18 protein-coding genes are annotated in these 17,787 nt (G+C 65.4%); 8 read left to right on the forward strand and 10 right to left on the reverse strand.

Going from position 1 to position 17,787, the window contains the following annotated elements:
- Window positions 1–12: 12 nt before the first annotated feature.
- The 3 genes from JY500_RS07075 to JY500_RS07085 are packed head-to-tail and all read right to left on the reverse strand — an operon-like array spanning window position 13 to window position 2,258.
- Complete coding sequence (locus tag JY500_RS07075) at window positions 13–912, reverse strand: type IV pili methyl-accepting chemotaxis transducer N-terminal domain-containing protein (protein WP_206255721.1); 900 nt, start codon at window positions 910–912, stop codon at window positions 13–15.
- A gap of 21 nt (window positions 913–933) precedes the next feature.
- Window positions 934–1,833 (reverse strand): aldo/keto reductase, encoded by a 900-nt coding sequence (locus JY500_RS07080; protein WP_206255723.1) that lies wholly within the window; start codon window positions 1,831–1,833, stop codon window positions 934–936.
- Complete coding sequence (locus tag JY500_RS07085; protein ID WP_206255725.1) at window positions 1,830–2,258, reverse strand: GlcG/HbpS family heme-binding protein; 429 nt, start codon at window positions 2,256–2,258, stop codon at window positions 1,830–1,832. The genes JY500_RS07080 and JY500_RS07085 overlap by 4 nt, the downstream gene beginning before the upstream one ends.
- Window positions 2,259–2,341: 83 nt before the next feature.
- On the opposite strand from JY500_RS07085, the gene JY500_RS07090 reads away from it, so the two are divergent.
- Together JY500_RS07090 and murI are read left to right on the forward strand one after the other, a co-directional pair.
- On the forward strand, window positions 2,342–2,800 hold the full coding sequence (locus JY500_RS07090; protein ID WP_172205167.1) for a helix-turn-helix domain-containing protein: 459 nt from the start codon (window positions 2,342–2,344) through the stop codon (window positions 2,798–2,800).
- Window positions 2,801–2,844: 44 nt separating this feature from the next.
- Window positions 2,845–3,675, forward strand: a complete 831-nt coding sequence (murI, locus tag JY500_RS07095; protein WP_172205164.1) for a glutamate racemase — start codon at window positions 2,845–2,847, stop codon at window positions 3,673–3,675.
- Here murI and JY500_RS07100 read toward each other — a convergent pair.
- Window positions 3,656–3,958, reverse strand: coding sequence for a DUF2917 domain-containing protein (locus JY500_RS07100; protein WP_206255727.1), 303 nt, complete (start codon window positions 3,956–3,958; stop codon window positions 3,656–3,658). The genes murI and JY500_RS07100 overlap by 20 nt on opposite strands.
- A gap of 99 nt (window positions 3,959–4,057) precedes the next feature.
- Here JY500_RS07100 and gcvA point away from each other — a divergent pair, with 99 nt between their 5' ends.
- Complete coding sequence (gene gcvA, locus JY500_RS07105; RefSeq protein ID WP_172205158.1) at window positions 4,058–4,945, forward strand: transcriptional regulator GcvA; 888 nt, start codon at window positions 4,058–4,060, stop codon at window positions 4,943–4,945.
- Window positions 4,946–4,984: 39 nt separating this feature from the next.
- Here the strand turns inward: gcvA and JY500_RS07110 are convergent, their stop codons facing one another.
- The 3 genes from JY500_RS07110 to lysA are packed head-to-tail and all read right to left on the reverse strand — an operon-like array spanning window position 4,985 to window position 8,879.
- Entirely contained in the window at window positions 4,985–6,712 is a 1,728-nt protein-coding gene (locus tag JY500_RS07110) for an ABC transporter substrate-binding protein (protein ID WP_206255728.1), read from the reverse strand.
- On the reverse strand, window positions 6,712–7,623 hold the full coding sequence (locus JY500_RS07115) for a substrate-binding periplasmic protein (RefSeq protein ID WP_206255730.1): 912 nt from the start codon (window positions 7,621–7,623) through the stop codon (window positions 6,712–6,714). The genes JY500_RS07110 and JY500_RS07115 overlap by 1 nt, the downstream gene beginning before the upstream one ends.
- A 14-nt stretch (window positions 7,624–7,637) precedes the next feature.
- Entirely contained in the window at window positions 7,638–8,879 is a 1,242-nt protein-coding gene (gene lysA / locus JY500_RS07120; protein ID WP_206255732.1) for a diaminopimelate decarboxylase, read from the reverse strand.
- 109 nt (window positions 8,880–8,988) lie between these two features.
- On the opposite strand from lysA, the gene JY500_RS07125 reads away from it, so the two are divergent.
- From JY500_RS07125 to JY500_RS07145, 5 genes are all read left to right on the forward strand, one after another.
- Window positions 8,989–9,900, forward strand: a complete 912-nt coding sequence (locus JY500_RS07125) for a LysR family transcriptional regulator (RefSeq protein ID WP_206255734.1) — start codon at window positions 8,989–8,991, stop codon at window positions 9,898–9,900.
- A 76-nt stretch (window positions 9,901–9,976) separates the two neighbouring features.
- A complete protein-coding gene (locus JY500_RS07130; RefSeq protein ID WP_206255736.1) occupies window positions 9,977–10,714 on the forward strand; it encodes a substrate-binding periplasmic protein in 738 nt (245 codons plus the stop codon).
- Between the two features lie 174 nt (window positions 10,715–10,888).
- Entirely contained in the window at window positions 10,889–11,497 is a 609-nt protein-coding gene (locus JY500_RS07135) for a LemA family protein (protein ID WP_172205125.1), read from the forward strand.
- A 13-nt stretch (window positions 11,498–11,510) separates the two neighbouring features.
- Window positions 11,511–12,404 (forward strand): TPM domain-containing protein, encoded by an 894-nt coding sequence (locus tag JY500_RS07140; RefSeq protein ID WP_206255738.1) that lies wholly within the window; start codon window positions 11,511–11,513, stop codon window positions 12,402–12,404.
- Window positions 12,404–12,937 carry a TPM domain-containing protein gene (locus JY500_RS07145; protein ID WP_206255739.1) on the forward strand — a complete coding sequence of 178 codons (534 nt, stop codon included), beginning with the start codon at window positions 12,404–12,406 and terminating at the stop codon, window positions 12,935–12,937. The genes JY500_RS07140 and JY500_RS07145 overlap by 1 nt, the downstream gene beginning before the upstream one ends.
- A 188-nt stretch (window positions 12,938–13,125) precedes the next feature.
- Here the strand turns inward: JY500_RS07145 and JY500_RS07150 are convergent, their stop codons facing one another.
- From JY500_RS07150 to JY500_RS07160, 3 genes are all read right to left on the reverse strand, one after another.
- On the reverse strand, window positions 13,126–14,049 hold the full coding sequence (locus JY500_RS07150; protein ID WP_206255741.1) for a branched-chain amino acid transaminase: 924 nt from the start codon (window positions 14,047–14,049) through the stop codon (window positions 13,126–13,128).
- 275 nt (window positions 14,050–14,324) lie between these two features.
- On the reverse strand, window positions 14,325–16,811 hold the full coding sequence (locus tag JY500_RS07155) for a sensor domain-containing protein (RefSeq protein ID WP_206255742.1): 2,487 nt from the start codon (window positions 16,809–16,811) through the stop codon (window positions 14,325–14,327).
- Between the two features lie 194 nt (window positions 16,812–17,005).
- Entirely contained in the window at window positions 17,006–17,533 is a 528-nt protein-coding gene (locus tag JY500_RS07160) for a GFA family protein (protein WP_206255743.1), read from the reverse strand.
- Window positions 17,534–17,787 lie beyond the last annotated feature (254 nt).

A 17,787-nucleotide genomic window follows, 5' to 3' on the forward strand; every position in this document is an offset into this window, starting at 1 on the left:
CGGTTTGTCGGCTTAGCGGGCCGGCTTCTCGGCCGCCAGGCGCGCGTAGCTGCTGCCGATGGCGTCCATCATCTCGCCGATTCGCTCGCTGGTTGTCGCGACATGGCGCGCGGCGTTGGCGTCACCGCCGTCAGGCCCGATCGCGGCATCGAAGAAGATCCATTGCTGGCGCGCGAGTTTGAGGCTGTCTGCGACTGCGGGCGAGGTCTGCGGCGCACGGGTCAGTTCGTCCAGGCTGGTGACGAATTCCTTGCGGGTGGTTTCGATGTCCACGCGGCGGCCCTGTGATTTGTCGCCCAGGCGTGTCTGCAGGTAGAGGCGGGCGAGGCGCTGCGCCAGCATGTTGTTGCGGCCAGCCAGGTCCGACAGCCGCCATACAGGGCTTTCTTCCGCACCTTCCAGCTGCATCGCGAGGCGACCGGCGGCAATCGTCAGCTCTTCGGCGCTGAGGATCACGCGCTCGGCGGTGCTCGCAGTCGGGATCGCGGTGATCAGCTGCTTCTGCTCCTGCCAACCGGCTTCCACGCGTTTGAAGGTCGCGGCCGCCGGACCTTGCAGCGGGGTCTGCCGCAAGCTGGCCAGCGTGGCGTCGAAGCGGGTGACGCCCTGTTCGATCTGGCGCTGCGCGGGCTCCGCGTTGAGGTTCAGGCGCAGTTGGAGGTGAAGTTTTGCCAGCCGTTGAGACAGCGAGCGCAGCTCGGCTGCCTGTGCCACCGGCGGTATGGCTGGGGTGCTGCGGGTTTGTGCAAAAGCTTGTGCGGACAGCGGGAGCACGGCGAAGGCGAGTACCGAGAGAAGTCGTTGCATGGCCAGAAAGGCGGTCTTCAATAAACCGTCATTCTGGCGAGTCGAAATGTTGGAATTATTACAATCAACAAAGTTGTAATAGTGGCCAAATGCCGCGCGGGGCAAGGCGCGGCATCGCCCGGCCCCTCAGGGTACTTCGTGCCCCGCACCGGCTTGCCAGATCGCAAACCACGACTGCTCGTCCATCGTCAGCGCGGTCGCAGCAACCGCTGCTGCAATTGCGGGCAGGCGCTGGCTACCCGTAAGCGGAAGTGGCCGCGCCGGGTGGCGAAGGATCCACGCATAGGCGGCGGTTTCCAGCGATACACCGTGTTCGCGCGCGTAGGCATCGAGTGCGCCGCGCACCCGGTGTGCTTCCGGGCTGTCGCCAAAGAGGCGGCCACCGCCCAGCGCAGACCAGATCATCGGCGGCCGGCCCAGGGCGATCGCCTGGTCGAGCGTGCCGTCGTGCAGCGGTTCGCGATGCAAGGGCGAGAGTTCGATCTGGTTTGTGACCAGCGGCACGCGTGCGTTGAGCATCGCGAACTGGGTCGGGGTGAAGTTCGATACGCCAAATGCGCGCACTTTTCCCGACTGCAGCAGGCGATCGAACGCGTCTGCGATTTCGTACGGATCCATCAGCGGGCTTGGCCGATGTATCAACAGCAGGTCGATCCAGTCGCAGCGCAGTTGCTGCAGCGAGGCGTCCACCGAGGCAAAGAGGTGTTCGCGCCCGGTGCGGTAGTGCTTGATCCGGTGCTCGGGCCGGTTCGGCGTGGTCAGCGCGATGCCGGTTTTGGTGACGAGCTCGATCCGGTTGCGCAGGCCGGGTTCAAGCGCCAGCGCTTCGCCGAACAGGGCTTCAACCGTGTAGCCGCCGTAGATGTCGGCATGGTCGAAGGTGGTCACGCCGAGGTCGATACAGCCGCGGATCCAGTCCAGCCGCTGTTGCGCCGACCACTGCCAGTCCGCCATGCGCCAGGCGCCGGCCACGATGCGGGAGAGTTCCGGGCCGTGCTCGGCCAACTGAATGCGAGGGCTGATCATGCTTGGGCTCCGAGCAGGTCGTGAATCGCGCGAACGCCGATCTCGGCGATTGCAATGTCTTCTTCTTGAGATAGACCACTGACGGCGACGCCGCCGACCACCGCGCCACCTACGCGTACCGGCAGGCCGCCGCCCCAGCCGACGTAGCGTGTGTCGTCGTAGTAGCAGAAGTCCCAGCCCTGTTCGTGCGCTGCGCGGCCGACGTCGCCGCTCGGGCTGTCGAGTCGGGCGCTGGTCCAGGCCTTGTTGGTGGCGACGCGGACTGAGGTGGTTTGCGCGCCATCCATGCGTTCGAGGCTGATCAATTCCCCGCGCATGTCGGCCACGGCCATCACCGCGGCACGGCCCCAACGCTGGAGTTCGCTTCGCATTGCGTCGATCGCGGCGCGGGCTTCAAGGAGGCTCAGGGTGGATTCGGTTCTCATCGGAATTTGGTAATGAAGTACGAGATTGCGTACGATGGTGCGAGTCTAGTCGCGATTGTCGCGTCTCGCAACATGGTGCGTTAATGTCGAACCAAAGTACGAATTCGTCGGGGGAAGAGGGCTTTGCAGCACGGCTGCGCGAGCTGATCGGAGATACCCCGGTCGCCGCATTTGCGCGCCGCGTGGGCGTATCCGAAGCCTTGATCCGCAAGTACCTCGCGGGGTCCGAGCCGGGCCTGGCGAAGGCCAACCAGATTGCGCGGGCGGCCAACTGCTCACTCGAATGGCTCGCAACGGGCGCCGGCTACCGCTATCGGCAGGCCGAAGTGGTGGATATGGCGGCGCTTGAGCACGCGGTTCGCCTCACCGTGAAGCAACTTGGGGCGCGCGAAATTTCAGTGACCGACGAAGCGGCCATGAAGCTGATCGTGGCGCTGTACCAGTACCTGCGTACGACCAAGTCGCCGGATGGCGGCTTCGATGTCGCGGCGGCTGAGAGCTTCGCGAGTTACCTCGGTGGAGTCTGTGGCGTGTCGGCCTGAGCGGGCTATGATTCCCGCTTCTCGAACGCTCTGCACAAACGCCCGTGGCCAATAACGACACCCGCCCGATCGGCATCTTCGACTCCGGCGTAGGCGGACTCTCCGTCCTGCGCGAGATCCGTGCCCTGCTGCCGGATGAGACCCTGATCTACTGCGCCGATTCCGGTCACGCACCCTACGGCGATAAACCGCAGCAGGTGATCCGCGAGCGTTCGCTTGAGCTGGCCGAGTTCCTCGTGCGGCATGACGTGAAGGCGCTCGTGATCGCATGCAACACGGCCACCGCGGCAGCCGGTCGTGCGCTGCGCGAGCGCTGGCCTTCGCTGCCGGTGATCGGCATGGAGCCGGCGGTGAAGCCGGCTACGGCAGCAACGCGCAGCGGCACGGTGGGCGTACTCGCCACCGTGGGCACGCTATCGAGCGCGCAGTTTGCGGCCTTGCTGGATACCTTCGGACACGATGTGCGGGTGGTGACGCAACCGGGTGTCGGGCTGGTTGAGGCGGTGGAGCGCGGCGAACTGAGTGCGGACGGCACCCGCCACATGCTCGAAGCACACCTCAAACCGTTGCTGGCCGCCGGCGCCGATGTGATCGTGCTCGGCTGTACGCACTACGTATTCCTGCGTGAGCTGGTCGAGTCGATCGTTGGCCCGCAGGTCAAGGTGATCGACACCGGCGCCGCTGTGGCGCGGCAACTTGCGCGCAAGCTCGATGAAAAAGGCCATCGTGCACCGGCTGGCGAAGCGAAGCCGGTGCGTTTCTGGTGTAGCGGCAACCCCGGCACCGTGGCTCACGCCATCGACGTGCTATGGGGTGAGCACATCTGGCCCGACGCGCTACCCCGGTCTCAAGTCATCACGCCGCACACGCGTTGAAAGCGGTGACCGGCGCTGCGGCGCGCCGGGCAGGCGACTTCGGCGTTGCGCTTGCGGGGGCGAGCTGGATTGCGCAGTCCCGCAGGGCTTCGACAACGACACGTGAAGCACCCGACAGGCGGATCTTCTGACCGCCATGAATGAAGTGATCGCCGGGCATATCCGGGCTGGTGACCCAGATGCTGCCGTGGCTGACCTGCAGCGTCCAGCCGCCTGCTGCGTCAAGTGACAGCAGCTTCCCTTGCGCTAGATCAATTGCGCCGTGTGTTAGATTCACTTTCATCGTCACTTCTCCGTGCATACGCCAACTGTTGATTGATTATTGGCTTTGCCGCGAATGTTTGCGTCGATGATTTCTGACCTCTTTGTGAGCTGAGCTAACATGCAGAAGCCGCCGCGACTGCCGCCACTGAGCGCCCTCCGGATGTTCGAGGCGGCGGCGCGCCACCCGAGTTTCAGTGCCGCAGCCGAAGAGCTGGCGGTGACCCACGGCGCGGTCAGTCAGCAGGTGCGCGCACTCGAAGACTGGCTAGGTGTTCCACTGTTCGAACGCAGCGGGCGCCGCGTCTCGCTGACGCCGGAAGGGGTCAGCTTTGCGGCCGCAGCGAATGAGGCACTGTGTCGCGTTGGCGACGCTGCAGCCAAGCTCAAGCGGCGAACCAACCCGAATCGACTCACGATCACAACGATGCCGTCGTTCGCGGCGCGCTGGCTCGCCCCGCGGATCTCGCGCTTTCTCGATGTCGAGCCGGGCGTCGAGTTCAGCATCATCACCACCGCGCAGGTTCTGGACTTCGCGCGAGACGGCATCGATGTCGCGATCCGCGTCGGCTTTGGGCCCTGCAACGAGCCCAACGCAGTGAGGCTGATGGCTGACACGCTACTTGTCGTCGCCAGCCCCGGCTATGCGAATGGGCGCCTGCCGACGACGCCCGAGTCGCTCCTGGCGCATCCCTTGATTCGCGAGGATTACCCGTTCTGGGACGATTGGTTCCGCGGCGCCGGCCTGTCACTGACGGTGCCGAGCAACGGCCTCGTCTTCAACGATTCATCGCTCGCCCTGCAGGCGGCCATCGATGGCCGCGGCATTGCCGTGACCCGACGCAGCATTGCTGCGGGGGAAATCGCCGCCGGGCGGTTGGTCAAGCTGTTCCCGCAAGAGGTGCCGACCGATCTCGCCTACTGGTACGTCACCGCCGATCGCGCACGCGAAACGCCGCTGATGCAGCGCTTTCGTGCCTGGATCATGGCGGAGGTAGCTGCCGGCTGAGCCGTCTTTGGCAAGGCGATCAGCGCGGGCCGGTGGCGCCTACTTGCTGTCGCCGCCCTCGCGCCAGATACGCAGCAGTTTGTCGTAATCGATGGTCTTGCCACGCGGTCGTTCGTCCGGCAGCGGGCGTCGCGGGCCGTCCGGCGTACTGAACCAGAATTCCTTGCTGCGTTCGTTGCCGAGTTTGGGGGCGCAGCGCGCGAGCCCGCTGGTCTCAAGCTGGGCGAGCACGCTGTCCATGTCCTGTGCGAGGTCGTCCATCGCGCGCTGCGGTGTCTTTTCGCCTGTGGTCGCCGCGCCGATCTGCCTCCACCAGAGCTCCGCCAGCGCCGGGTAGTCCGGCACATTCGGGCCGGTGGGCGTCCAGTAGACGCGGGCAGGGCTGCGGTAGAACTCGATCAAACCGCCCAGTTTCGGGGCCAAGCGTGTCATCGCAGGCGAGCGGATATCCGAATCGCGGATGAAGGTCAGGCCGACAATCGACTTCTTCAGCGATACGGTCCGTGACACGGTGAACTGCGCGTACAGCCACGCCATCTTCTGCCGCTGCACCGGGGTGCCGCTGAGCAGCGTCCAGGCGCCGACGTCCTGGTAGCCGCGCTGCATCCCGGGCTCCCAGTAGGCGCCGTGGGGCGATGGGGCCACGCGCCACTTGGGCGAGCCGTCCGGGTTGTTGATCGGCAGGCCGGGTTTTGTGAGGGCGGCGGTGAAGCTGGTGTACCAGAAGATCTGCTGCGCCACCTGGCCCTTGCCGGGGATCGGCCCGGCGTCGGTGAAGTCCAGCTGCAGCGTGCCCGGTGGCGCGAACTGGGTCTGCCAGTCGAGATACTTGCGCAGGGCGTACACGGCGGCCGGGCTGTTCGTTGCGCCACCGCGGGTCACGGAAGCACCAACTGGCCGGCAGTTCTCGACCCGAATGCCCCATTCGTCGATCGGCGTGCCGTTCGGGTAACCCTTGCTGGCCGCGCCTGCCATCGATAGCCAGGCGTCCGTGAATCGCCAGCCCAGCGACGGGTCTTTCTTGCCGTAGTCCATGTGGCCGTAGATGCGTTGGCCATCGAGCTCGCGCACGTCGTTGCTGAAGAATGCGGCGATATCCTCGTACGCCGACCAATTGAGCGGCACGCCCAGCTCGTAGCCGTACTTCTGCTTGAAGCGCTGCTTGAGCTCGGGGCGCGAAAACCAGTCGTAACGAAACCAGTAGAGATTGGCGAACTGCTGATCCGGCAGCTGGTAGAGCTTGCCGTCGGGGCTCGTCGTGAATGCAAGTCCGATGAAGTCCTTCAGATCGAGCGTTGGCAGCGTCACGTCGCGACCGTCGCCCTGCATCCAGTCGCTGAGAACCAGCGTCTTGCCATAGCGGAAATGTGTGCCGATCAGGTCGCTGTCGTTGACGTAGGCGTCATAGACGTTTTTGCCGCCCAGCATCTGCTGCTTGAGCTGCCTGACGAGCTCGCCCTCCGGGATGGTGTCGTGAACCACGCGGATGCCGGTGAGTTCGGTGAACGCCTTCGCGAGCACGGCGGATTCGTACTTGTGCGTGTCGATCGTCTCCGACACCACCCGAATCGTCTGACCGCGAAACGGCTTGGCCGCATTGATGAACCATTCCAGCTCGGCCCGTTGTTCCTGTCGCGTGAGTGTGCTGGGCTGAAATTCCTTGAGCCAACGATCGATGGCAGGCTTCTCGGGCGCCGCCTGTGCGATCTGGCAACGCAGGCAGGCAAGCAGAATGAGCGCGATGGCGACGGACCGCATGGCAGGCATCAGAATTCCGGCGGCGCCACGCTGGCCGGATCAATGCCGTAGCGCCGGAAGATTGCGCGGAATTCCTCTGTCCGCTTGAACCCCTGCAGCGCCTGGCCGAACGCTTGCGCGAGCGGTTCGAGCCCGCGTGATCGAGAGAACGCGAGATAGAGCTTGCCGCCCGATATCGAGACCGGTTCGTATCGCACCTGATTCGCGACCCCCATCTGCTGTGCGGTGTACACCCCGACAGCGGTATCCATCATGGCAAGGTCGATGTGCCCACGCAGCAGTTTGCGCAGATTCTGGCTGTGGGTGTCCACTGGCTCGCGCTGGAAATAGGGCGCGTTGGCAAAGTCGGGCGAATAGGCGTAGCCGGACAGCGTTCCGACCGTCTTGCCGGCAAGGCTGAACAGGCCCTGGTAGCGGAACGGCTTGGCGCTGAGGTAGAACAGCGTTGTACGCGAAGCCGACAGCGCCTCTTCTGGAAACGCAAGATAGTCTTCGCGTTCGTTCTGGTCGCCGCGGCCGATGCCCAGTACGCCATCGACCTCGCCTTTCTCGGCCATCACCAGGGCGCGCCGCCAGGGCATGAAGCCGAGCTTCAGCGTGTGTCCCATCTTGCCGAGGACGGCCTTGCTGACCTCGTAGTCGAAGCCGCTCGGCTGCCCGTTGGTTTCAAAAACATAAGGTGCGAACGCCTCACTGACGACGAACAGCTCGCGCGCGAAAGCGCTCGCGCTGGTCAGCAACAGCGCGCTGAACAGCACGGCCGCCAGCGGCAGTGAAACGAGCATGCAGGTCGCTCCCGATTCCTTCGTGATGAGGCGGTTAACGACGGGCAGGGCTTTGACTTGATGCTGCCCGCTGCGCGGGCTCTCAACTTGTTCGGAACGGTGGCCATCGCATCGCGGTGGCGATGCGATGGCCAACCTGAATCGCGGGTTTAGCGCCCGGCTTCCAGTTCCAGCGCCAGCAGTTCTTGCACCGTCTGGCGGCGGCGGATCAGGCGGGCGGTGTCGCCGTCGATCATCACTTCCGGGATCAGCGGGCGCGAGTTGTAGTTCGACGACATCGAGGCACCGTAGGCGCCGGCATCGTGGATCACCAGCAGGTCGCCGACGCGCGCTTCGGGCAGGTGGCGCGTTTGCACCACGCCGCCTTCGCCCTGCGTGAACACATCACCCGATTCGCACAGCGGGCCGGCGATCACGGTGGCGTGCTCGGCGCGCGGGCTGTCGTCCTGCGGCAGCAGGCTGATGTGGTGGAAGCTGCCGTACATCGACGGCCGCATCAGGTCGTTGAAGCCGGCATCCACCAGCACGAAGCGGTTCTTGCCGGCTTGCTTCACCGCGCGCACTTCGGTCAGCAGCAGGCCGGATTCGGCCACCAGGTAGCGGCCCGGCTCGATTTCCAGGTGCGGCGTCGTGCCGAGGATCTGGCCGACTTCGCGGCGCGCCGCATCCCACAGGCCGAAGTAGTGTTCGGTGTCGATCTGCGGGTCGTTCGTGCGGTAGGGAATCGACAGGCCACCGCCCGCCGAAATCGCCTCCAGCGGGGCGTCGAGCCGGCGGGTGAGTTCGACCATCGCGCCGCACACCTGTTCCAGATGCTTGTAATCGACACCCGAGCCGATGTGCATGTGCAGGCCGACCAGCTTCAGGCCGTGCTGGCGGATCGCGGCCAGCGCGGCCGGCAGGTCGGTGTGCCAGATGCCGTGCTTGCTGTGCTCGCCGCCGGTGTTGGTCTTGTTGCTGTGGCCATGGCCAAAACCGGGGTTGATGCGCAGCCACACCCGGTGGCCCGGCGACACGGCGCCGAGCTGATGCAGCATGTCGATCGAACCGGCATTCACCGGAATCTCTTCCTCCACCACGCGGGCCAGCGTGGCGCGGTCGATCAGGTCGGCGGTGAACACGATGCCCGATTCGCCCTTGCGCGAGCTGTAGCCGGCCGCGAGCGCGCGCTCGATCTCGCCGAGCGACACCGCATCCACCTTCACGCCTTCTTCGCGCAGCAGGCGTAGCAGGTGGATGTTGGAGTTCGCTTTCTGCGCGAAGCGGATCGTGTCGAAGGCGCGCAGCGCGGCGACATGCGCGCGGATCACCGCGGCGTCGTACACCCACAGCGGCGTGCCGTGCTGGCGGGTCAGAGCAAGGAGCTGGGTGGGGTTCAGGCTGGGCTTCATCGTCGCGCGTCCGGTTTGAATTTGGGAATGGCGACAGTGTGCCGCGCGCGAGGTATTTCGAAAAATGCGAATTTGTGCGTCAATCATGCACTGCTGATATGGATAAGCCATGCTGCTGACCCACCGCCTGATCGATGTGTTCCGCGCCGTGATGAACACCGGCAATGTCACCCGCGCCGCCGAATTGCTGCACACCTCGCAGCCCACAGTCAGCCGCGAGCTCGCGCGGCTCGAACAGGTGGTCGGCATGACGTTGTTCGACCGCGTGCGCGGCCGCCTGCAGCCCACGGCGCGGGCAGTGCAGTTGTTCGACGAAGTGCAGCGCAGCTATGTGGGGTTGGAGCGGGTCGCCGCCACCGCCGAATCGCTGCGTCACTTCGCGCAGGGGCGTTTGAGCGTGGCGTGTCTGCCGGCCCTCTCGCACGGCTTGCTGCCGGCGGCCTGCGCCGAGTTTGTCGCGGCGCATCCGCAGGCCAGCCTGTCGATCACGCCGCAGGAATCCCCGCTGCTCGAAGAATGGCTCAGCGCGCAGCGCTTCGATCTGGGCCTCACCGAACACGCCGAGCCGCCGCCCGGCACCACCGCGGAAGACATCTTCGTTGGCGACGAAGTGGCGGTGCTGCCGGATGGCCATCGGCTTCTTGGCCAGAACGTGCTGCACCCGGCGGATTTCGCGGGCGAGTCCTTCGTCAGCCTCGCGCCGCAGGATGCGTACCGTCAGGCCATCGACGCGATGTTCGCCGCGCAGGGCGTGCAGCGCCGGCTGGTGATCGAGACCACCAGCGCGGTGTCGGTCTGCGCGCTGGTGCGGCAGGGGCTGGGTGTGTCGATCGTCAATCCGCTCACCGCGATCGAGCTGGAAGGCCTGGGCCTGCACTGGCGCCCGATCAGCGTGTCGATCCCGTTTCGGGTTACGCTGATTCGCCCGCAGCAGCGGCCCAGCACGCCACTGGCCGATACGTTCGCCGCCGCCTTGCGCCACGCCGCGGCGCGGGTGCGGCAGCGGGCGGGGCGGGTTTAGGGAAAGCCCTTGCTGGCTCTGCTTGCGCAAGCGCACTAAAGTGCCCTTCGCGGTACTCACTCTGGATAGGACGTCAATGCGCCGTTTGTTTGCCGTGCTCCTGATGCTGATTGCGCCCACCGTGTTGGCGGAGGACGTGACGATGGCGTTCGGCGAGAAGATCCCGCCGTTCTGCTTCCCGGAGACGAATTCGGGCATCGAGATCGAAGTGATCGCCGAGGCGCTCGCCGTAGGCGGCGGGCACAGGCTCAAACCCGTGTACTTTCCCTTTGCTCGCGTGCCGGTGGCGTTCAAGGCTGGCGAAGTCGATGCCGCGATGACCGATCTGGGCGAGGACATGCAGCCGCACGGCGGCCACTATGGTGACCCGGCGGTGTTCTACGACAACGTGTTCATCACGCTGCGCTCACGCGGGCTGAAGATCCGGCGGCCGGAAGACCTGAAGGGCTTATCGGTGATTGCCTTCCAGGGCGCCGACAAGCGTTACCCCGAATGGCTGGGGCCGGTGAAGCAGGCCGGCAATTACCACGAGCAGAACGACCAGTCGCTGCAGGTACGCATGCTCAACGACGGGCGCCACGATGTGGTGCTGAGCGACCGCAACATCTTCCGCTACTTCTCGCTTCAGCTCACCCGGACCGGCAGCTTCAAGCAGCAGCCGATACAGGAACACGCGTTCACCATCGCGCGCCCGCAGGACTACCGGCCGGTGTTTCGCAGCGCCAAGGTGCGCGACGACTTCAATGCCGGGCTTGCCCTGCTCAAGAAGAGCGGGCGCTACCGCGCGATCTACGACAAGTACCTCAGGGACTAGCGGCGGCGCGGCATCGCCGACTGGCTGAGCGCCATCGCCGGCGAGTTCCGCATGTGGCACAAATACGCTTTACGGCGCGCGGACTTGAAATCGCCGCCTGCCGGACCCATCTTGCATGCGTAGAATTGGCCGCGCCCGGCGGTCCTTCGGTCCCGGTTCTCGAAAGGAGTCACGATGTTGCGTCGCGTACTGACCCTGTTGTCTGCCCTGATTCTGGCCACGAGCCTGACCGCTTGCGGCTACAACGACTTCCAGCGCCTGGACGAAGAGGTGAAAGCCGGCTGGGCCGAAGTGCTCAACCAGTACCAACGCCGTGCGGACCTGATTCCGAACATCGTCGCCACCGTAAAGGGTGAAGCCAGCTTCGAGCAGGACACCCTGACCAAGGTGATCGAGGCTCGCGCCAAGGCCACCAGCATCCAGGCCACGCCGGAACTGGTGAACGACCCCGAGGCCTTCAAGAAATTCCAGGCCGCGCAGGGTGAGCTGACCGGCGCGTTGTCGCGCCTGATGGTGGTCAGCGAGCAGTACCCGAATCTCAAGGCGAACCAGGCCTTCCAGGACCTGCGGGTGCAGCTCGAAGGCACCGAGAACCGCATCACCGTGGCACGCAACCGCTACATCAAGACGGTGCAGAGCTACAACGTGCTGGCGCGCAGCTTCCCGAGCAACCTCACCGCGATGGCGATGGGCTACAAGCCGAAGGAGAGCTTCACGGTGCAGAACGAAGCGCAGATCTCGCAGCCCCCGGCAGTGAACTTCGACCAGCCTGCGAAGAAGTGATCCGGCGCGCGTGATGCTGCTCCGCGCCTTCCTGCTGCTTCTGGCCTGCTGCTTCGCACCCGCCTGGGCGCAGGATGTGCAGCCGGTGCCCGCGCTCAGCGGCCGCGTGATCGACCAGACCGGCACGCTGTCGGCTGCTCAGCGCACTGCGCTGAGCAGCAAGCTCGAACAGTTCGAGCACGAGGTCGGTAGCCAGATCGTCGTCCTGATGGTGCCGACGGCGCAGCCGGAGGACATCGCTGCCTACGCGCAGCGGGTGGCGGACACCTGGAAGATCGGCCGGCGCGATGTCGGCGACGGGCTGCTGATCGTCGTAGCGAAGGAAGACCGACGGCTACGCATCGAAGTCGCCAAGGCGCTCGAAGGCGCGGTGCCAGATCTGGCTGCCAAGCAGATCATCGATCGAGCACTGAAGCCGGCATTCAAGAAGGGCGACTTCGCCGGTGGGCTCGATGCGGCAGTAGACCTGCTCGCGGCGCGGATTCGTGGCGAGGGCTTGCCGGCGCCACCGCCTGAGCGCGCCTCGCAATACCGCACGGGTGGCGACGCCGGTGGCGGCGGGGAATCGACGCTGATCTTCTTTGTCCTTGGCGTACTCGCGGCCAGCGTGCTGCTCAAAGCGGTGCTCGGCCGCACCCTCGGTGTGATGGGCACCAGTGCAGTGGCAGGCCTGGCGGGTTGGTTGCTGTCATCCAGCATCGTGCTGGCCGCGATCGCCGGTGTTGTTGGGCTCATTCTGGCTGCGGTCGGCGTCGGCAATCTGGCGAGCTTGCTCGGCAATGCGCTCAGCGTGGGCTCGCATGGCGGCGGAGGCGGTGGCTTCGGTGGCGGTGGCGATGGCGGAGGTGGATTTTCCTCCGGCGGCGGTGGCGATTTCGGTGGCGGCGGCGCCTCGGGAGACTGGTGATGCCCGGTTCGATCGGCCCTCAAACTCCGCGCCCATGGCGCTTCATCCGCCACGGCCTGTTCGGCGGGCGCCACGTCCGCCGCGCAATCGACGATGCGGCCATGAAGCGCTTGCAGTCGCTCGTCCGCGAGAGCGAAACGCAGCACAGCGGCGAAATCCGCATCGTGGTCGAAGCGGGCCTGCCCAACTCCTACCTCTGGAAGCGGCTCAGCGCGCGCGACCGCGCCATCACGCTGTTCGGCAAGCTGCGGGTGTGGGATACCGAGCACAACAACGGGGTGCTGATCTATCTGCTGCTCGCGGAACGGCGCATCGAAATCATTGCCGACCGCGGACTGGATCGGCGGGTCAGCATCATCGAGTGGCACAACCTGCTGGGCGACATGCGGGCCGAATTTGCCGCAGGCCGCTTCGAGCAGGGTCTGGCGGCCGCCGTGGCTGCCGTGGGCGGTTTGCTGCGGCAGCATTTTCCGCTGGCGCCCGGTGAGGCGAATCCGAACGAGTTGCCAGACGTACCGCTACGCCTCGGCTAAGGAAGGTCTGAATAAGTGGCTGCGACGGCGCATCGCGGCGTTGTGGCGTGCTCGCTCCCGCGCCTATCCATTTGATATGTCTTGGTCGCTGCGCGCGCCACGCCTTGCGCTGCATCCGTCTCGCTCACTTTTTCAGATCTTCCCTAAGTGCGCCCCAACGATCGAGGGGGCGCTGGTTACTGCGGACGTCATCTGATCGGCGTCAGCCAGTCGGCGTGTGCCGGCACTTCACCCTTCACGCAGGCGAAGTAGCGCGACTGCAGCGCACGCGTGATCGGGCCCGGCGTGCCATCGCCGACACGGCGGCGATCCACTTCAACGATCGGCGTCACTTCGACCGCGGTGCCGCAGAAGAAGAGTTCGTCTGCCAGCACGAGGTCGTCGCGCGTCAGGCGCGCAGCGCGCACCGGGTAGCCCAGGTCAGCCGCCAGCGCATGCAGCGTGCGGCGGGTGATGCCGTCGAGCGCGACGGTCACCTCCGGTTCCAGGATTTCGCCACCGCGCACGATGAAGACATTCTCGCCCGGCCCTTCGGCGACAAAGCCTTCGGTATCCAGCAGCACCGCTTCATCGTAGCCATCCGCACGCGCTTCCCGCGCCGCCAGGATCGCCGTGGTGTAGCCGCCGATCGCCTTGGCGCGGCACGGGTAGGCGTTGGGGTGCTGCCGTGCCCAGGTCGACACCTTCACCCGCACCCCGTGCGTCAGCGCATCGGCGCCGAGGTAGCGGCCCCAGGGCATCGCCATCACGCCAACGCGCACCGACAAGCCGGCGGGGTCCATGCCGAGGCGCTCATCGCCAAGGAACACCAACGGGCGCAAATAGCCTTCAGTGAGGCCGTTGCGGCGCATTGCTTCAACGCAGGCTTCGTGCAGTGCTGCGCGGCTGAACGGGATTTCGATGCCGAGCAGGCGGGCGGAGCCTTCGAGGCGTGCCAGATGCTCGTCAAGGCGGAAGATCGCCGCGCCATCGGCACCTGCATAGCAGCGGATGCCTTCAAAGCAGCCCAGTCCGTAATGCAAGGTGTGGGTGCCCAGGTGCACCGTTGCGTCGCGCCAGCGTAGCCATTCACCATCCAGCCAGATCCAGCCATCACGTTCCGACAGTTTCATTTCGTTCACTCCAAAGCGATCCGGGAATCGCCCGCGCCAAGGCGGGCAAACGGGCCGACCCGGGTTGGGCGGCGGGCGGTGCGAATCAGCTCGGGGTACTGGAGGGCTGTGGCGGCACCGGTGTGCGGGGTAGGGCCACTTTGCCGGCGGCGTGGTGCGGGGTCGAACGAAAAGCGTGCGGCTTGGGGTGAGGGAATTTCACTCGAACACGGCGCATGCCGCGGGTGGGTGAGGTGCGGGCGCGTCGTGCCGGCACCTGCGGGGGCTCACCGGCCTTACTGCGGGCTGCGGTTACCGAGCGCGGTGCCGTGCTTGGCGAAGGCCATGAAATCTTCGGCCGGCAGAGGCTTGCTGCAGAGGTAGCCCTGGTACAGGTCGCAGGCGAGACCATCGAGGATGTCGAGCTGCGCCTGCGTTTCGACGCCCTCGGCGATGACCTTGAACCCGAGTGTGCGGCCGATCTGCACGATGGCGGTCACGATCTCGCGATCGTCGCGCCGGTTGACCACATGTTCGACGAAGCTGCGGTCGATCTTCAGCACATCCAGCGGCAAGCGTTTCAGGTAGGCGAGCGACGAGTAGCCAGTGCCGAAATCGTCGATCGCGATGCGCACACCGGCGTCGCGCAGGCGCGCGAGTTGTGCGAGGCCCGCATCTTCCTCCCCCTGCAACGAGGATTCGGTCAGTTCGAGCTCCAGGCGTTCGGGCGGCAGGCCGCTGCCAGCCAGGATGCCCAGCACCATATCGGCGAAATCGGCGCGGCGGATCTGTGCTGCCGCCACGTTCACCGCCACCCCCAGCGGGTTGCCGCGGCGCGCTGGCCAACTGCTGGCCTGATGGCAGGCTTCCCGCAGCATCCATTCGCCCAGCGGCACGATCAGCCCGGTCTCTTCGGCGAGCGGGATGAAGGCGTCCGGCGCGATTACCCGGTCGCCATTCTTGTGCCAGCGCACCAGCGCTTCTGCGCCGACAAGGTGGCCGCTCCGGATGTCGATCTGCGGCTGGAAGTAGGCGCGCAGTTCGCCGTTTTCGATAGCGCTGCGCAGGGCACTTTCCAATTCAAGGCGGGCACGCGCGGCGTGCGTGAGATCTTGCGAAAAATAGTGGTAGCGGCCGCGGCCCTCGCGCTTGGCGCGGTACATCGCGGCATCGGCCTGCTGCAGCAGTTCTTCGGGCGAAACGGCGGAGCCGGGGTAGTGGGCAATGCCAATGCTTGCCGATACACGTAGCTGTGATCCGCCTGGCAGTGTCCAAGGGGTTCGCAGTGTGTCGAGGATGTCTTCCGCCACCCGGGATGCATCGTCCGGGCGGTGCAGCTTTTCGAGCAGGATCGTGAACTCGTCGCCGCCCAGCCGGCTCAGCGTATCGACTTCGCGCAGCCGGCAGCGCAGGCCTTCCGCCACGCGTTGCAGCAGACTGTCGCCCACGAGATGCCCGAAGCTGTCATTCACGTCCTTGAAGCGGTCGAGATCGAGCATCAACAGCGCGGTCGAATGCCCCTCGCGCTTGGCCACCTTCATCGCGCGTTCGATGCGCGAGAACAGCGTCAGCCGGTTGGGCAGGTTGGTCAGTGGATCGTGGTGGGCGAGAAACTCCAGCCGCTCCTCCGAGGCCTTGATCGCCGAGATGTCGGTCAGCACGCCGACGTAGCGCGACACATGGCCACGCCCGTCGCGCACCGCACTGATGCTGGTCAGCTGCGGATAGATCTCGCCGTTCTTGCGCCGGTTCCACAGCTCGCCCTGCCAGCGGCCGGTCGCCGCTATCTCGGCCCACATCGCGGCAAAGAAGACCGCATCGTGACGCCCGGACTTCAGTATCGATGCGGTCATGCCGAGCACTTCGTCGAGCGTGTAGCCGGTCATCGCGGTGAAGGCGCGGTTGACCGACACGATATGGCCGTCGGCATCGGTGATCAGCACGCCTTCCTGGGTGTTCTCATACACCGCGGCGGCTTGCCGCAACGCCAGTTCGGCCTGCTTCTTCTGGTGGATATCGGTATGCGTGCCCGACATCATCGTCGGGTTGCCCGCGGCGTCGCGCTCCACCACCCGACCGCAGGTCAGCACCCAATGCCACGCGCCCGACTTCGTGAGCATTCGGAGTTCGACTTCGTGTGCCGGAATCGCGCCTTCGGTGTGCCGGCGGATCGATTCGTGCGCCAGTCGCAGATCGTCCGGATCAACATAGGCGGGCCAGTTCGCCGGATCGAGCTTCATCTCGCCGGGTGCGTAGCCCAGCATGGTTTCGAAGCGCGGTGAAACCGAGAACTCCCCGGTCTGCAGATTCCACTCCCAGAAGCCCTGATCCGAACCTTCAATGACGCGTGCCAGGCGACGCTCGCTCTGGCGCAACGCCAGTTCGGCGTTCTTGCGTTCGGTGATGACGTCGAATACCGCAATGAAATGATCCGGCGCCGGGCTGAACACCGAGATCGAGAACCACATCTTCAGCGCTTCGACGTAATGCTCGAAGCGTTCCGCAGCGCCCCCCCGCGCAACGCGGCCGTAGCGTTCGATCAGTGCGCGGTCGGTTTGCGTGATGCCGGGTATCGCTTCGGATGCACGTCGGCCGGTTACATCGGGCAGCCCGGTTTGCCGGCAGAACGCCTCATTCACCAGCAGGTAGATGAAATCGACCGCGGTGTCGCCTTCGTATTCCGCTCGGCAGTACGCCAGCCCGTTGATCAGGTTGTCGAACAGCGTCGCGTACATATCCGCTGGAACGGTGTTAGGGGGGACCAGCGGGCTTGCGTCGTTCATCAGTCGATCCTGCGTTGCGATTACGGAAGCAATCTGCTGCAAGGGTGCGCGGCGCGATGCACACGCCGGCAGCAGTGGGTGCCACGCAACCATAACGGCACGGCGCGCCGAAGATTGAATTGCTTACACGTCAGCGCCATGCGTTCGACATGGCGCGCGGGGCTTAGTGCCGCGATTGCCTTCTGCAGCGAACATCAGCCGCCAGGCGGCTTCAGGCTTGCCCGGTACGCTTCCAGTTGCGGCAGGATCGCTTCGCGCCGTGCAAGGCTTTCCGCCGGCCAGCACTGATCGCGATCGTAGTATTCGGGCACCACCAGGGCATCCGGCGGCAGCACCAGCCAAGGCTGCTTGCTTGCGGCGAAGATGTGGATATCGGGTGGCAAATGGTCCGGTTCGTCCAAGGTGCCCACGCGCACGAAGCTGATCAGCGGCCCTGCGCCGGCATAGTGGCTCCACAGCGCAATCCGGCAGCTGGGGCAGCGCGCAATCTGCTGGCCGTAGCCGCTCAGCGAAGGCGTCTGCACCAGTTCTGGCGTGCCGCTCAGCAAGCTGAGCCGGCTCGACTCGATCATCGCGTTCAGCGCAAACGAAGCGCCGCTTTCACGCTGGCACCAGCGGCAGTGACAGCAGTGCACGAAAAGTGGCGCGGTTTCCATGCGGTAGCGGATCTGTCGGCAGTCACAGCCGCCTTCAAGCGGGAATCGGGTGGCTTCGTGTGTCATGGCACGCTCGCAGTCGGCAGGCATTCAGGGTCCGGACTGATCGCAGTCTACGCCGTTGCGCGGCGTTGTCGGCGCGTCCCACGGTGTGGGACGCGAATTCGCCTTTAGACCCTTGTCACTTCGCGCCACAAATCCAGCCGCGTTCGTCCGCCTCGGGCGAGCTGACTCGGCCGGTGATACAACTTCTGACGATTTTCTTGGAATTGATCGGCAGACTGCGTGTCTCACGGGACACTTGCATCCTCTGACTCGCT

Source organism: Niveibacterium microcysteis (assembly GCF_017161445.1).
GTDB lineage: Bacteria > Pseudomonadota > Gammaproteobacteria > Burkholderiales > Rhodocyclaceae > Niveibacterium > Niveibacterium microcysteis.

Bases quoted from the DNA above. Each gene is read 5' to 3' on its own strand.
- JY500_RS07080 (WP_206255723.1), bottom strand. From the start codon at position 1,833: ATGATCAGCCCTCGCATTCAGTTGGCCGAGCACGGCCCGGAACTCTCC.
- JY500_RS07085 (WP_206255725.1), bottom strand. From the start codon at position 2,258: ATGAGAACCGAATCCACCCTGAGCCTCCTTGAAGCCCGCGCCGCGATC.
- JY500_RS07090 (WP_172205167.1), top strand. From the start codon at position 2,342: ATGTCGAACCAAAGTACGAATTCGTCGGGGGAAGAGGGCTTTGCAGCA.
- JY500_RS07100 (WP_206255727.1), bottom strand. From the start codon at position 3,958: ATGAAAGTGAATCTAACACACGGCGCAATTGATCTAGCGCAAGGGAAG.
- gcvA (WP_172205158.1), top strand. From the start codon at position 4,058: ATGCAGAAGCCGCCGCGACTGCCGCCACTGAGCGCCCTCCGGATGTTC.
- JY500_RS07110 (WP_206255728.1), bottom strand. From the start codon at position 6,712: ATGCCTGCCATGCGGTCCGTCGCCATCGCGCTCATTCTGCTTGCCTGC.
- lysA (WP_206255732.1), bottom strand. From the start codon at position 8,879: ATGAAGCCCAGCCTGAACCCCACCCAGCTCCTTGCTCTGACCCGCCAG.
- JY500_RS07125 (WP_206255734.1), top strand. From the start codon at position 8,989: ATGCTGCTGACCCACCGCCTGATCGATGTGTTCCGCGCCGTGATGAAC.
- JY500_RS07130 (WP_206255736.1), top strand. From the start codon at position 9,977: ATGCGCCGTTTGTTTGCCGTGCTCCTGATGCTGATTGCGCCCACCGTG.
- JY500_RS07135 (WP_172205125.1), top strand. From the start codon at position 10,889: ATGTTGCGTCGCGTACTGACCCTGTTGTCTGCCCTGATTCTGGCCACG.
- JY500_RS07140 (WP_206255738.1), top strand. From the start codon at position 11,511: ATGCTGCTCCGCGCCTTCCTGCTGCTTCTGGCCTGCTGCTTCGCACCC.
- JY500_RS07145 (WP_206255739.1), top strand. From the start codon at position 12,404: ATGCCCGGTTCGATCGGCCCTCAAACTCCGCGCCCATGGCGCTTCATC.
- JY500_RS07150 (WP_206255741.1), bottom strand. From the start codon at position 14,049: ATGAAACTGTCGGAACGTGATGGCTGGATCTGGCTGGATGGTGAATGG.
- JY500_RS07155 (WP_206255742.1), bottom strand. From the start codon at position 16,811: ATGAACGACGCAAGCCCGCTGGTCCCCCCTAACACCGTTCCAGCGGAT.
- JY500_RS07160 (WP_206255743.1), bottom strand. From the start codon at position 17,533: ATGACACACGAAGCCACCCGATTCCCGCTTGAAGGCGGCTGTGACTGC.